A 15,694-nucleotide genomic window follows, 5' to 3' on the forward strand; every position below is an offset into this window, starting at 1 on the left:
TTTAATAATATTATTATCAAAATATTTGTTAACATTTCACTTGATAAACACTAAAAATTTTTAATTATTATTAATATCAGACGAATTATACAAAGCAACCAACAAAGCCGTATTAATAGCAAGTGACTGATTTTTTCTAATCTTATAAATTTTCTCCATTTCTTTAATAACTCGTTGCTTAATTTCAGCATTAATATTTACAGAGTCCTTATTTCTAGCTCCTGCATAAATTCTAATAAAATCATCTGAAAATTGTTTGAGTTTTTCTGGGGAATTTTCTTCTTCGAATTTATTGATGAAGTTTACAATTTTATTCATTTTAGAATCCAGTGCCTTGATGTTTTTGTTTAAATTAGTCATATAATTATAAAAGTAATTTACAATATTTTCATCTAATACGTGCTTCTTTTTAGTAGTTTTTTTGTGAGGCTTTTTTTTCGAAGGAATAAGCTTACTAGGATCATTGTCAAAATCCAGTTGAAATTGAGCTGGAGTGTCTTCACTTTTAAAACCATCATAGCCCTCTTCAGTTTCTATAGATTCATATACACGCTGGTCTTTTTTCCATTCTTTCTTACAAACTTCTCTAATTTTATTAAGGATTGTGTTATAAGCATAATTCTTATCAAATTCTTTGTTGATCATACTTTTTATCTTATTGGGAGTAGGAGGTTTGTTTTGATTGACAAGGTTCTTTAGATAATCTTCCATTTCATCTGTCAACGTAATTTCATTACCCATAATATCACATCCCTTACAGCATGTTTTAGTACATACTATAAGATATTTGGACTAGTAGGAATTTATGCTAATTATTAAGGCTTGATCTAAAGTTAAAGAGAAACTTTAACATAAACTTTAACTTTAAATTTTAAAAATGAAGTATAGGTTTTTCATATTGTGCGAGATTTCCTAGGCAATAATAACGAAAAATCAGGTATAATAAAAATAAGATATAAGTTTGAAATTTGAATGTGGTAATCTGACGTGTTCAGTATACTGAGTAGGGCAGATTACCACAATTTTTATGAGAATAAGATTGTCGAAAACCCCTATGAGGATAGGGGCTAGAGGATATCTATGGAAGTATTTATGTAAATATTTAGCTTCGGTTGATTGTCTACTTTAGATACAATAATTTTATTAATGAGCAAATCAATAATCATTCTTTTTTGCTCATTGATCAGTGTATTAAAATCTTTACTAAAGAACTGATAAAGTGCAGCGTCAAGTTTTGATTGTTCATCAAAGAATACGGTGGGGATCACTTCAAGCTCCTTTTTATAATTTTGTAGGGTTGTTTTTTGCTTATCATAATAGACTCTTTGAGTCATTAACGTTTCTTTTAAAGATTTATTCTTTTCAATGGCGATAAGCTTATCGAGATTAGTAATCAATCCATCTGTTTCTTGTAGGGAGTTTTGGATGACTTTGAGATTTTTTTTATGATCTTCTAACACTTTTTCTTTGGTTTCAGTATAATATTTCCACAAAGTATTTGATTCTTTTGGTTTGATCTTGGAAAAGAACTCTTCCATGAATGTGTTTTCAAGGATATGCTTTTTAAAAATCATTTTATCATTTCTATCATTATAATTTTTTCTACATGCACACCGATAGACGCCTTCTCTTTTCTTTCCGTATTTATCTTTGCCATAGTTTTTAGCTTCAAGAGGTTCACCGCAATTGCCACAAACTAATTTGTCCCTTAAAAGAAAGGGAGTGCTATAATACTTGGTATCCTTTAGGGTTGATTTTTTATATCTTAGCTTTTGAGCATGTTCCCATGTATCTTTTTCAATCATTTTAATGGATTGTATCGCTGGAGAGTTAATAATGCGATGATCTTCTGTAATAAAGTTTCTTCTACTGGTAATCCCCCAAACGATTTTGCCTTGATAGACTTTATTATTGATAATCCTATCTATTTTATTTTTTGTCCAATAAGGTTCATCAAGATTACGATTCATAATTTCTGCGATTTTTCTATAGCTGTAGACATATTGGGTAAAGAGGTTGAAAATTTTTTGGATATCTTGTTCTTCATTAGGAGTAGATTTTGATATATTTTTATCTGCATCTAGTATATAGCCATAGGGTAGTCTACCTCCAGGCCATGAATTATTTTTAACACGTTGTGCCATACCATCTCGAACTCTTATAGAGATAAGATTTGCTTCAAGTTCAGCAACATTTGCAAATACTAATTCTGTAAAGGTTTCAAAGGCTTCATTAGCAATATGCATAGATTCACCAGGAGCAGAAAAGTGAAGCTGAATCTTTTGCTTTTGGAGGAAATATTTTATCCCTACATAAACTTCTAAATTTCGAGCTAATCGATCACGAGAGCTGACAATAAGATGCTTAAGATTGTTTTTGTTTGCATTTGCAAGGAGTTTTAAAAGGGCTGGCCTGTTTTTTAGTCCACTGAAAATACTACTATCAAAATCACATTGATCTACAACAATCTTGGATGCTGATTTGGATTCTTCTACATATTCAATGATTTCAAGACCATTTTTCTTTGCGTAGTTTTCTGCATATCGTCTTTGAACTTCTGGAGAGTTTCCTTTTTCTTTTTGCCTTTTGGTAGATACTCTTATGTATGCAATGGCTTGATTTTCTTTAGCATTAGATGTATTGGATGTTGATTGTATAGTCATGGCCTTTAGGTTGTAGCACCACCTTTGAAATAAATTTGATCAAAAGATCCTGATAAGTTTGCCAGTTTCTTTGAATATAGGTCGTATCTGTAAGGTTAAAGTCTGCTAATTGTTCTTTGAGTGTAGGGAGGTTATTCATAGCACTTGTAAATATGGCTTTTTCTTGTCCTAGGTTATTGATAGTGGATCTAATTTCTTTTATTTTTCCTTGTAATTCTGCTATTTTTTTTCTATTAGATGTTGTCATGGATTTAGCATAATCATCAATTTGTTTTCTAAACTTTTGTTCCTTTGTGGTTAAATCATTTTTTTGATTTCTTATTTCAGTATTTAAGGTATCTAATTTTTTCTTAAGAATCCCTTGAATGATTGCATTGTCACAATCAAATATGACTTGATGAAATATTTTATAGATGAGCAAATCTATGTCTATATTTGTACATCCTTGATTACATGAATAAATATTTGTGTTTTTTACAAGTTGAATAGGGGAATTACACTTTTGGCAGTACAGCAAATTTCCAAACAAATACTGGGGTTCAGGAATACCATACTTTAGTTTATAAAACTTTAGATAACATGTTTTCCAATCTTCCCAAGCGATCAAACCATCTATGTTTGTGCATTCTCTAAATCCTTCATCTAATAGAATATAACGTTCATTTTCTTCAGCCCATTCTACAAAATCTTCTATATCATCTATTTCCATTTTTCGTATTTTACCCCCATATACAGGTCTTTGGAGGAAATCGATGATGAATTGTTTGTTGAACTTTCTATCAGCATTTTCTATAGTATTCATTTGATCTGCAAATTGTTTTATTGCAGTATCATAGTCTATGTCTGTACATGGAAATATCATAAAAGATGCAAAAATTTTTTTAGCAAAGTCAATTTGTTGAGGGATTTCTTCAAATTCATGTTTTTTTCCTTCTTTTTTCTTATAGCCATAGGGAGGATAATTTCTAGATTGATATATACCATCATTCCTTAAAAATTGTCTTCCATCTGTAGTTCTTCTTACAATGTTTTCAGGTTCTAAGGTGCTTATAGCTATGAGCATGTTTTCAAGGAAGCTAGACAGATAGCTATGCTGACTGCTTACTAGTTCGCCTTCATTTACATAAAAAACACGAACATCATAATGGCGAAAAATTCTACGAATCTGCATAAAGTCATCAACTCTACGTGAAAGACGATCTCTTCTAGTGAGAACGACTGTTTTGAACATACCTGCTGCCAAATCATTAAGGAGCTTTTTAAATCCTGGGCGATCATAGAAACGCATTTTTCTACCAGATTTTTTGTCTTGATAGGTATCATAAAGGATCAGATTGTTTCCTTTAATAAACTTTTTACAATCCTCTAATTGCGAAGGAATTGAAAAGGTATCTTGAGGACCTGATTTTCTTGCATAGACAGCTGCATAATCTTCTGGGGTTGGTTCATATGGAGTTGTTTTTTCTTCTTTCTCCTTATTTTTATCTTTTGGTTGATTAAATTTTTGTTGTGCTTTGATATATTCTTCGATCTCAGTCATTTTTTCTAGTTGACTTTTCATTATTTCTCACCTCTGATATTTGCTTGTCAAAGAAATAATCTACCATATATTTGATAAATTTTAATTTTGCATTTTCACTTTCACCATAGACAACCTGTATGAGAGTGGATTTATTTGTTCTTTTCATTTTGACCTCCCTAAAATATATTCAAAGTATGAAGATTATAAACATAGAAATTTTCAGTGTAAAAGTATTTAGAATTATGGACAAGCATTTGATGATAAAAAGAATGATAATATGACATATTTAAATGGTTTTTCAACTGGTTTAGTAAAATAGCTACAATGAAGTCTAAGGTATATGGAGTGTCAAAGGGCGTTGATTGAAGTTTAAGGATTACTTTTAATTTTAAGGTTTAAAGAATTAGTACACCTTAAACTTAAAATTTTACATGTTCTATGACGTCCTTGGCATTAGGATGTGCAGAGAAATAGATATTATTCATATTTTTGCATATTCAAATTTGTGAATTAAATGGTGATAATAACAGGAAACAAAAAATAAAAAGGAACTCTAAAACATTTAGTAATAGAGTTCCTTTTTCAACAATATAACGACAATAGCGTTAAGATATTGCCATTTCTAAAATCTCTAGCTGCCATCCATCATCTTTATAAGTAGCTTTATATTTTGGAAAAACTGCACCTAAGTTGCCAAACCAAGAAGTAGCTTCAATGATAGATTCATTGTCACTATACTCTTGAAATCTTATGGATAACAGCGTTCCATCTATAGTGCATTGTAAATTACCGTTATCGTCATATTTGAACTTGGCACTATCATTTTTAACTTCTTTAAAATCATATACATTTGATGATAAAACGGAAAGATCTTTTAATACTTCATTTTTAGCTTCATCACTTAAACTTTCTAATGTATCTAATTCTACAGATATAAACCCATTACCACCATTTTCTTCCTTGAAAGCAGCTTTCATAGCAGATACATATAGGTCTATTCTTTTTCTTTCTTCAGAACTAATTTCTTGTGTAGCATTTTTTGTTTCTGTAGGGTTCTGATTTGTTAAAGGTTGTTGTGAAGTACATCCAATGGCAATTGAAGTAAGGATGCATATTAATAGTGCTAGTAGTATTTTTTTCATATCTATTTACCTCCAATAAAGTTTTAATATTATATTAGACGGTTTTATTCGATACTTTGTTCCAAATGGTTTTAATTTATATAGAGATTGTGTGAGCTAGTAGTGGGAATTGTTATGTGTATGTAGCTTTTTACAGAAATTGATTTCATGTTGAATGTGATCTATAACAATATTCATAGATTCTTCGTCAAATTGTGAATCAGAAGCAATAGATAGATACAAATCTATAAGCGTACTTATATGATCTTTTAAGAAAGTAGGTGTTTGATTAGAAGTGTTACATAAAGCTTTTAATGATATATCGATAGAATGCTTGTTTATATCTACTTGATTAAAGTTTATGTATGATGGATCTATAAGCTCAGTAGAAGAAATATCTAATGCTTCTATGATTTTATGGAGTAGTTCAAGCTTAAAGACATCATATCTCCCATTTTCAATATTATTGATTAGACCAGATGATACATTTAATCGATCTGCAAATTCAGCAGTTGAATAATGTTTGGTTTTTCGATATTCACGTATTTTTTTACCCAGTTCTTTATAAATAGTAGACATGGAATATACCCCCTCTTTATATATATCATTGACAATATTTACAATAAATAGTATTGTATGAGAGTAAATATGAAGATTGTGCCATAATAATGCTAAATTTATTTTAATATTATATTTTTAAATATAAAATATAGCGAGTTAGAAGACATTGAGGGTATAACTAATAAGAGGAGTGAGCATAATGAATGAGATAATATTAACTACAGCAGGAGCTTTAGTGGGTACAGTAGTTGAAACTTGGGTTAAGCCGAAGTTAGAAGATTTATATAAAAAGAAGGAAATAGATCATAATTTTTATAATCTAGTTTCTGAAAACTTTGCTAATTATTTAAGTGAAGTTTATAAGAATCAGTTAGTAATCAATACAATAGTATTTCGTAACCAGCAGAAAATAATTGACGAGTTATATTTTCCGTTATATGTGAATAAATATGATAATGAAGGTGAAAATGTAAGCATTCAGATAGATAAATATGTTGATGAATTTATTCCAAAGTATAAGAAAATACTAATTACAGATACCGCAGGAATGGGTAAATCTACGATTATGAAATGGTTGTTTATTAGTGCTATTAGGCAGAAAGTTGGCATACCCATATTTATTGAATTGAGAAAACTTTCTAAAGATAATAAAGTTATAAAACAGATTTTTAAGAGTATCAATCCTATAGATAACAATTTTAATACTGAATATATACTAAAGTTATTGAAAAGAGGTGATTTTATTTTCTTCTTTGATGGATATGATGAAATTCCTACTAAAGATAGAGAAGAAGTGACGAATGATATTCAAGAATTTATATCTAAAACTGGAGAAAATTTGTTTATCATCTCATCAAGAGAAGAAAGAGCACTAATGAGTTTTGGAGATTTCCAGCGTTTTAATATTAAACCATTAGAAAAAGAAGAAGCATATGATTTAATTAAAAAATATGATAAAAATGGGGATGTATCTAAAGAACTAATTACTAAAATTGGAGTTGATGAAAATTTTAAGTTGTTAAAAGAATTTTTAACAAATCCATTAATGGTATCACTTTTATATAAAGCATATGAGTTTAAAAAATCCATCCCATACAAGAAACATATCTTTTATAGACAAGTATATGATGCATTATTTGAAGACCATGATTATACAAAAGGTGGAAGTTTTGTTCATGAAAAGAAGAGTAAACTAGATATTGATGATTTCGAAACTATATTAAAGATAATTGCTTATGAATCATTTAAAAAGGGAAAAATTATATTTGACAGAGATGAGATTATACAACTAATTAAAATTGCAAAAGAAAAGAGTCCGCATATTCAGTTTAAAGAAAGTGAGTTTTTAGAGGATTTAATAGTATCTGTTCCTTTGTTTGCCAAAGATGGTGTAGATTATAAATGGATACATAAATCATTCCAAGAATACTTTGCAGCTAAATATATATGTCATAATTTAAAAAATAAACAGAAAGATATATTAGTAAGCATGAGTAGAAGTATGAATAATGATAACTACTATAATGTTTTAGATTTTTGCTATGATATTGATTATCTTACATTCAAAAGAACAATAATATTTGATTTGATATCAAATTACATAGAATACTATAATAATTCTTATAAGAATTTCATTTCAGATGAAATAACGAACAAGAACATTAATATGAGAAAACGAATAACGTTTTTGTATGAGTATTTTATTATTGGTAAAAAAGACTTTGATGGAGCTGATTTGTCAGAGGTGCATAAAAAATGTGCAGAGAAAATACGAGATATTATTTTTGAGAAAAATATACGTTTTCGAGGTTTAATGAGAAGCTCTTTATTTGACGACTTTGCTATTGGATATTGTAGTTCTCCTCATACAAATATAGCTAAACTATTATATAATAAAGGAGAAGATTTTATAAAATTTGAGTACAATCCAATGCAAATAGAGGAATTGGTACTACAAGGATTAACTTATGATGATCCAATATTTTTAAATGATTCTAAAGACAATGTATTGAATGAAAATAATAACTTTACGATAATGAATGAAATTATTAATGAATTAAAAGAAAGAGAACCAGATGATATATCAAAGTGTTTGGAGTTAGATATTGATAAATGCATTAGATTAAAAGTACTAATAGAAAAAGAAATCCAAAAAGAAAATGAAGAGGTTGACATATTTTAGTTTAAAAGTTGCTAAGAAATTTATTATCTTATCTTTATAAACATAGATGATTTTTAAATAAAAATAAGTAAAGAAAATGGGTAGAATTTATAAAAGAGTCTCTTTTTATAATTAAAAGAGATTTTATTTTTACCGAATTACTATTTGAGACTATTAAAATAGTATAACTTAAATATTTTAGAAAAAGCAAACAGATAAGATATCAAATATATTCTTAGAAATTTAGATTGATTTCTAGCATGTTTTGTATCTCGAATACCTTGAGTAATATATGTCATGCTAGTGTGAAAATTGATATAACTAATATGAATCCATAAAAAATGGGTTCTTTTTTTAATAGATATGCAATTGGACAAATCCTCCCTTCATATACATAACCAAAGGGGGCGTGTATATGGAAATGCCAGTAAGCATTGAGCAAAAGAAAGCCATTGCAGAAATACTTGCAGATATTATATACGAACAGATGTTAAAGGATGCCAATGAAAAAAATGGCGATGCCTCAAAGGACGAATAGATTTGTAATGGCTATCTGATACTAAAGAAAGATAGTCATTTCAATTTTGGAGGGAAGTTTATGAAAAAGCGTGTGATTGGATACACAAGAGTTAGCACGCAGATGCAGGCAGATGAAGGATTGTCCCTGGAAGCACAAAAGACCAACCTAGAGGATTATTGCAAAAGATATGATTATGAGTTTTTAGGAATCTATCAAGATGCAGGACTTTCAGGCAAAAATACCAATAGACCTGAATTGATGAAATTGATTCATGATGCACAAAAAAAGCTATTTGATATTGTTTTGGTATGGAAGATTAGTCGGATTTCTAGAAATTTGAAGGATCTTTTAACCATTGTTGAGGATTTAGAAAAACATGATATAGCTCTTATTAGCTGTACAGAACCCTTTGATACTTCTACCCATTTGGGAAAGGCATTTTTGCAGATATTAGGTACCTTTGCAGAGCTTGAAAGAAATACTTTGGCTGAGAATGTCAAGATGTCTCTTATTGATAATGCGAAAAAGGGAAAGTGGAATGGGGGATTGGTATATGGATATGATGCTGTAGATGGAGAACTCTTTGTCAATGAAGAAGAATCAGCCGTTGTAAAGAAAATATATGATTTGTATATACAGGGATGGGGTTATGGGAAAATCATCAACCATTTAAATAGTCAGTATATCAAGTCAAAAAGAGGTGCAGCATGGACCTTACAGCAGATTAAGAGGACACTGTCTAATCCTATTTACATAGGAGAGAAATCCTACAATAAAATCATCGACAAAGGAACAAACCCTAGAGTGAATCCAAAAGAGGAAGCTATTATTATCCATGAAAATTCTCATATTCCTATTATTGAACAAAGTCGGTTTGAATTGGTACAAAGACTGATAAAATCCAAATCCTTAAGAAAGCAAAATCTAAAACATATCCATTTATTATCAGGAATTTTGAAATGTCCCTATTGTCATGAGGGGATGGTGACAAAAAGAGCAGGTGGGAAAAAAGTAGATGGGGTAAGAGTCTATAGAAACTATTACCAATGTCAGACTTATCATAATAAGAGAGGATGCAGGTCATTTTTAGTCAATGAAGAAAAGATGGAAGCGGATGTTTTAGAGCATTTGGTGAAGTTTTTTTCGGATGAAGAGATTGTAAGGTTTACCTTGATGTTACTTAATAAAAAGATTAATAAGAAAAATCAACCTCTACAAGAAAAGCTATCAGAGATTGAAAAAGAACTACATAAAAATAGAGAAGAAATTAATAATTTAATTCATTTTATTTCAAAGACACCGAATATTGATCATACACAATTTGAGGAAGAAGTTCAAAAAAGGCAAAAGGAAATAGAACTATTGCAAAAAGAAAGAATGAAAAATCTTCAAAGGGTTAATGGAAATGGAATCGAAGAAATAGATATTGATAGGGCTATGAAGTATGTAAGAAAGATCAAAGATACATTAGAAAATTGTACAGATAGAGAAACTTTAAGAAGGTTGATTGCAACCATTGTGAGTGATGTACTTGTAGATGAAAATAAGGAACTTGTGGAGATTAAAGTTTGGTTTAACAATATTACTGAGTTAGACAGTACTACGATTAGGTTGCCATTAGGTAACTCTCGGGAACGCGAGAGAAATTACAACTCGAGCAATTAACGAATCTGTAAAAACAAAAGTTTCAGAAGACATAAAATACCCGGATTTAATTTTTATTAGAACAGATAATGAAGGAAATGTAACAAGCATGTAAGCAAATTCATGTATTGTAAAAATGCTAAAAATAATTACATAGTATACTTAATATACCCAATTTCAAAGGAAGAAATTGACGACAGAACTTTATTTTTATAGAATGGAAGCAGACTAAATCTATAGAAGAAAATAACATATAAATAAATCAGTGACTGAGAATTATAAAAGAAGTTAGGGATGTACCAAGATTCGACATTTTATAACAAACAATTATTATAAAATGTTGTTGTGAAAATATAAGAAAAAGTAAATATAGCTAAGATTTATAGTATACGTATCAGAAAAATAGAAGGGTGGTACAAAAAGAAAAAATTATGATTGAAAGAATAGTGGATAAAAGAAAACCTTCAATTCTAGTAGTAGATGATTCTAAATTGATGAGAGTTACGTTTAGGAAATTTTTAGAAAATGAAGGATATGATGTTATTGAGGCGAAAGATGGTATGAAAGCTATCGATCTCTTTTTAGAACTAAAACCAGATATTGTTTTAATGGATTTTGTAATGCCAGGGATGAGTGGTGTTACTGCCTGTGCAAAGTTACAAGAATTACCTGATGGGAAAAATACTCCTGTGATTATGATTACATCTCTTGAAGATGAGGATTCTGTAAACTTAGCTTTTGAAGCGGGTGCTACTGATTATATTAGTAAGCCCATAAATTGGGCTGTTTTACGTCAAAGATTAAATCGTTTACTACGTGCTAGACATACAGAAATGAATCTTAATCAAAGTGAAGCATTTGCTCGTTCTATCATTAATCATGCAGTTGAAGGAATTATCACGATTGATAAAAATGGAACAATAGGATATATTAATCCTGCAGCTGAAAAAATCTTTGGCTATAGATCTAGTGAAATAATTGGGAAAAACATTGATAGGATTATTCCAAAACTTTATTATAGAGATTACGAAAATATGGATATGAAAGATTCATTTATAAATACAAATAAAGAAATAATTGCCCAGCGAAAAGATGAATCTATATTACCTATTGATTTTACAGTAAGTAAGTTTTATGTAGGACAGAAATGTTTTTTTACTATTATTTTGAGAGATATTACAGAACGAAAACGTTATGAAGAAATGATCAAATATCAAGCTTTTTATGATTCTTTGACTGGACTACCGAATAGACTTTTGCTAAAAGAACGTATGGCTCTTGAGATTTCTCATGCCAAACAGACGAAGCAAAAACTAGGTTTAATGTATCTTGATTTAGATAGATTTAAGCTAATTAATGATACTTTAGGACATGATATTGGAGATAAATTATTAAAAGAAATTGCTAATAGATTAAAAAGATGTGTGCGTCAAGATGATACAGTTGCCCGTATAGGAGGAGATGAATTTGTAGTTTTACTTCCAGGAATCAATCGTGGAGAAAATATAGGTAAAATAGCGAATAAAATTCTTAAAGCTATCAGGGAGCCAGTAATAATAGATGATCATGAACTTTATCTTACGATTAGTATTGGTGTTACGATTTATCCTGATGATGGTGAAATGGAGGAGACTTTACTCACCAATGCTGACGTTGCAATGTATCGGGCAAAAGAAAAGGGGAAAAATAATTTTCAACTTTATACATCAGCATTGAATGACAAAGCTCTTGAACGATTAGCAATGGAAAATAGTTTGCGGCGTGCCTTAGAATATAAGGAATTTGTAGTTTATTATCAACCTAAAGTAAATGCTAAAACTGAGGAAGTAATTGGAACAGAAGCTTTGATACGTTGGCAACATCCTAATTGGGGACTAGTTCCTCCACAAAAGTTTATTCCTATAGCTGAAGAAACAGGGTTAATTGTACCCATTGGAGAATGGGTATTGCGTACTGCTTGTGTCCAAAATAAGGCATTACAAAATGCGGGATTTCCTCCTTTGACGGTAGCGGTGAATCTATCGGCTCGTCAATTTGAACTGCAAGACTTAACAAAAATGGTCTCAGGAATATTGGAAGAAACGGGACTAGAACCTCAATATTTGGAATTAGAAATTACAGAAAGTATAGCTATGCAGAATATTGATCATACACTTAAGATGATTAATGAATTAAAAACAATGGGGGTCAAGTTTGCCATAGATGATTTTGGCACAGGATATTCTTCTTTAAGTCAATTAAATAGTTTTTCAATCAATAAATTGAAAATTGACAGGTCTTTTGTAAGTAAAATTGATGGAGAAAAAGGGAATTCAATTATTGCTTCAACTGTTTTGGCTCTAGGAAAAAGTCTTGAATTAGGGGTAGTTGCTGAAGGTGTAGAAACGAAAGAACAAGTTGATTTTTTTAAGGAAAATGAGTGTGATGAGATGCAGGGGTATTATTTTGGTAGACCTATGCCTAATGAAGAGTTTGAAAAATTTTATAATAAAAAAATTCATGAAAGTTAATTCAGATATATTTTGGATGAAAATATAATATATTAGATAATGCGTATAAGAATTGTTATTACACTTAATAAATGGTAAAATATAGTAGAACTAAGAAGAAGGCATAAGCTGACTTTAAGGTGAATTGTTTTTGTTTTCTAAGACCAAGGTGTTTACTGAGGTTAAGGGGGTGTAAAAGTGAATAGCATCATGTTAATATTACCTCCTTAATAGATGTTATAGGTTAATTTGTATTTTATAATCTATTAAAGGAGGTATTTTTGTGAAAAAAGATTTTATTAATGAAGAAGAAATTTGGGGTTTTTTAGAAAAGGGGAAAAATCCTGACCCAGCAGAAATAAGAGAAATCATAGAAAAATCTAAAGGAAAGAATAGATTAGAACCTCATGAAACGGCAAAATTATTACACGTAAATGATCCTGAATTGTTAGAGGAGATGTTTAAGGCTGCAGCAGAAATTAAGCAGGATGTTTATGGAAATAGAATTGTATTTTTTGCTCCTCTTTATGTAGGAAATAAATGTATTAATAATTGTATATATTGTGGATTTAGAAGGGATAACAAAGAAATTATTAGAAAAACATTAACAGAAAAAGAATTACAAAATGAAGTAAAAGCTATGGTTAAAAAAGGTCATAAAAGAACAATCCTTGTATTTGGAGAACATCCAGCTTATGATGCAGACTATATTTCTGGTGTGCTTCAAACAGTGTATGCTACAAAAGAAGGGCGTGGGGAAATAAGAAGAGCCAATATTAATGCAGCACCAATGGATGTGGAGGGTTATAAAAAGCTGCATGATGTTGGTATTGGTACTTATCAAATATTTCAAGAGACATATCATCATGAGACTTATAGAAAACTTCATCCCAAAGGTGATTTAAAGGGTGATTATCAATGGAGACTTTATGGCTTGGATAGAGCTATCAAAGGGGGCATTGATGATGTAGGTATAGGGGCACTTTTTGGAGTGTATGATTGGAGATTTGAAGTTATGGGGCTATTGTATCATACCATTCATTTAGAGAATACTTTTGGGGGGATAGGGCCTCATACCATTTCGTTCCCGAGACTTGAACCAGCTTTAAATACACCATTTGCTATAGATTCTAAATATCTTGTTTCGGATGAACAATTTAAAAAAATTCTTGCAATTATACGTTTATCTGTTCCTTATACAGGAATGATTTTAACGGCAAGAGAAAGACCAGAAATAAGAGATGCACTGATTCCTATGGGTATTTCTCAAGTAGATGCAGGATCAAGAATTGGTATAGGTGGTTATGAAGAGGCAGAGAAAGGTCTTATTCCTGAAAGAGAGCAGTTTCAATTAGGGGATATAAGATCATTAGATGAGGTCATACGAAAGGTCTGTGAATTTGGTTATGTTACATCCTTTTGTACAGCAGGATATAGAGCAGGAAGAACAGGAGATCATTTTATGTCTTTAGCAAAACCTGGTCATGTTCATAGATATTGTATGCCGAATGCCATGCTTACTTTTAAAGAATATTTATTAGATTATGCTTCAGAAGAAACAAGAAAAGCTGGAGAAAAAGTGATTCAAGATGAGTTAAATCGTTTTAATAAAAGTTATCCTGATAGAGGAAAGTTACTTCAGCAAAAGTTAAAACAAATTGAAGAAGGTAATAGAGATGTGTACATATAATAAAGTAGATTTTAAAATATGGGTAGAAGATACCTTACAATCAGCTTTGAGAGAGAAGGAATTTCAGAAAGCTTTAGAGAAGCTTTGCGGGTCTATTATAATATATTATCCAGATATAAAAATTTGGTTTGCAGAAAAATTTGGGAAACGGTGGTCCTATATAATAGGTGCAGGAAAAGAATCTTTTACCCAATCTGAAAAAGTTTTGCTTACAAGTAATTATGGAGTATTTTTACAAAATACTGATAAAATTTCTTGTGAGGAGAAAGATTGTATAATTGCTCTTATGAAAATTATATGTACTATAAAGTCATAACATAGTAGAGTACACCTCTTACATACTCATGTAAGAGGTGTATTTTTAGTTTTTTATTTATAAATTCTAGATTTTAAGATGTAAAATATATTGTTTGTGATGTAGTAACATAAAATTGTAACTAAATCACCTCTAAGCAACATATTTATATAAGAAGGGGGTGATTTTTTGCGTTATAGGAGATACCGCCGTAGAAAGATGAAGGGGAGCTTAAAAGCATTTATTAGCATATTACTTATCTTTTTAGTACTTATTTATGGGTTTATGTTAGTGGACCAAAAAATAAAACCTGCATTCATAGCAATAGCGGAAGTGAAAGCCAGAGAAATTGCAACTCGTGCAATTAATGAATCTGTAAATACGAAAGTTTCAGAAGATATAAAATATCAAGATTTAATTTTTATTAGAACAGATAATGAAGGAAATGTAACTATGATGCAAGCCAATACTATGATGATGAATAAATTAGCATCACAGGTTGCCTTGTTAGTTCAGGATAAAATTAAGCAGATCAGGGCTTCTTCAGTAAAAGTTCCGTTAGGTACGGTATTTGAGAGTCAGCTTTTAGCAAAATATGGACCCAAAATTAATATTAATGTTACCCCTATTGGAATGGTGAATGTAAATTTTAAAACAGAATTTGAACAATCAGGTATTAATCAAACAAGGCATAAGATCTATTTAGTAGTAAGAACACAAGTAAGAATCATTGTTCCCTTTTCGTCTAAAGCTACCATGGTGGAAACTGCTATACCTATTGCAGAAACAATTATTGTAGGTAAAGTACCTCAAAATTATATTTTTGTGCCTAAAGATGAAGTTCTAAACTTAGTCCCTAATGATCCGGCACCATAAAACTGTTACAAATTTTGTAGCAGTTTTATTTTTATAAAAAATCCGAAACTCAGTGAATAAGTCGAAACAAGTCGATAATATAAAATGCTTTCTAGGTTTAAATTTTTAAATTTTCCATATGATAAAGATAATAAGGGTGAAAAAAAGAAAAA

The 15,694-nt window shown here is 30.1% G+C and carries 13 protein-coding genes; 7 read left to right on the forward strand and 6 right to left on the reverse strand.

Features of this window, described 5'->3' with window-relative positions:
• Positions 1 to 60 precede the first annotated feature (60 nt).
• The 6 genes from K7H06_RS06070 to K7H06_RS06095 all read right to left on the reverse strand — a co-directional run bounded on the left by K7H06_RS06070 (position 61) and on the right by K7H06_RS06095 (position 5,885).
• Positions 61 to 741 (reverse strand): hypothetical protein, encoded by a 681-nt coding sequence (locus K7H06_RS06070; RefSeq protein ID WP_223038992.1) that lies wholly within the window; start codon positions 739 to 741, stop codon positions 61 to 63.
• Between the two features lie 326 nt (positions 742 to 1,067).
• Positions 1,068 to 2,663 carry a recombinase family protein gene (locus K7H06_RS06075; RefSeq protein WP_223038993.1) on the reverse strand — a complete coding sequence of 532 codons (1,596 nt, stop codon included), beginning with the start codon at positions 2,661 to 2,663 and terminating at the stop codon, positions 1,068 to 1,070.
• Entirely contained in the window at positions 2,632 to 4,224 is a 1,593-nt protein-coding gene (locus K7H06_RS06080; RefSeq protein WP_223038994.1) for a recombinase family protein, read from the reverse strand. The genes K7H06_RS06075 and K7H06_RS06080 overlap by 32 nt, the downstream gene beginning before the upstream one ends.
• Entirely contained in the window at positions 4,196 to 4,351 is a 156-nt protein-coding gene (locus K7H06_RS06085) for a hypothetical protein (protein ID WP_223038995.1), read from the reverse strand. The genes K7H06_RS06080 and K7H06_RS06085 overlap by 29 nt, the downstream gene beginning before the upstream one ends.
• 439 nt (positions 4,352 to 4,790) lie before the next feature.
• Positions 4,791 to 5,327 (reverse strand): hypothetical protein, encoded by a 537-nt coding sequence (locus K7H06_RS06090; protein ID WP_223038996.1) that lies wholly within the window; start codon positions 5,325 to 5,327, stop codon positions 4,791 to 4,793.
• Between the two features lie 96 nt (positions 5,328 to 5,423).
• Positions 5,424 to 5,885 carry a helix-turn-helix domain-containing protein gene (locus K7H06_RS06095; protein WP_223038997.1) on the reverse strand — a complete coding sequence of 154 codons (462 nt, stop codon included), beginning with the start codon at positions 5,883 to 5,885 and terminating at the stop codon, positions 5,424 to 5,426.
• Positions 5,886 to 6,066: 181 nt separating this feature from the next.
• On the opposite strand from K7H06_RS06095, the gene K7H06_RS06100 reads away from it, so the two are divergent.
• The 7 genes from K7H06_RS06100 to yunB all read left to right on the forward strand — a co-directional run bounded on the left by K7H06_RS06100 (position 6,067) and on the right by yunB (position 15,542).
• A complete protein-coding gene (locus K7H06_RS06100; protein WP_223038998.1) occupies positions 6,067 to 8,049 on the forward strand; it encodes an NACHT domain-containing protein in 1,983 nt (660 codons plus the stop codon).
• A gap of 394 nt (positions 8,050 to 8,443) precedes the next feature.
• A complete protein-coding gene (locus K7H06_RS21330; RefSeq protein ID WP_281426040.1) occupies positions 8,444 to 8,566 on the forward strand; it encodes a hypothetical protein in 123 nt (40 codons plus the stop codon).
• Between the two features lie 60 nt (positions 8,567 to 8,626).
• On the forward strand, positions 8,627 to 10,213 hold the full coding sequence (locus tag K7H06_RS06105) for a recombinase family protein (protein ID WP_223038999.1): 1,587 nt from the start codon (positions 8,627 to 8,629) through the stop codon (positions 10,211 to 10,213).
• Between the two features lie 389 nt (positions 10,214 to 10,602).
• The gene (locus K7H06_RS06110) at positions 10,603 to 12,702 is read left to right on the forward strand and encodes a GGDEF domain-containing response regulator (RefSeq protein ID WP_223039000.1); all 2,100 of its coding nucleotides are present in this window, start codon (positions 10,603 to 10,605) and stop codon (positions 12,700 to 12,702) included.
• A 256-nt stretch (positions 12,703 to 12,958) separates the two neighbouring features.
• Positions 12,959 to 14,371 carry a [FeFe] hydrogenase H-cluster radical SAM maturase HydG gene (gene hydG, locus K7H06_RS06115; protein ID WP_425514951.1) on the forward strand — a complete coding sequence of 471 codons (1,413 nt, stop codon included), beginning with the start codon at positions 12,959 to 12,961 and terminating at the stop codon, positions 14,369 to 14,371.
• A complete protein-coding gene (locus K7H06_RS06120) occupies positions 14,358 to 14,687 on the forward strand; it encodes a hypothetical protein (protein ID WP_223039001.1) in 330 nt (109 codons plus the stop codon). The genes hydG and K7H06_RS06120 overlap by 14 nt, the downstream gene beginning before the upstream one ends.
• Positions 14,688 to 14,855: 168 nt before the next feature.
• Complete coding sequence (gene yunB / locus K7H06_RS06125) at positions 14,856 to 15,542, forward strand: sporulation protein YunB (protein ID WP_246637641.1); 687 nt, start codon at positions 14,856 to 14,858, stop codon at positions 15,540 to 15,542.
• Positions 15,543 to 15,694: the final 152 nt, after the last annotated feature.

Origin of the sequence: Crassaminicella profunda, assembly GCF_019884785.1 — a bacterium.
Classification (GTDB): Bacteria; Bacillota; Clostridia; order Peptostreptococcales; family Thermotaleaceae; genus Crassaminicella; species Crassaminicella profunda.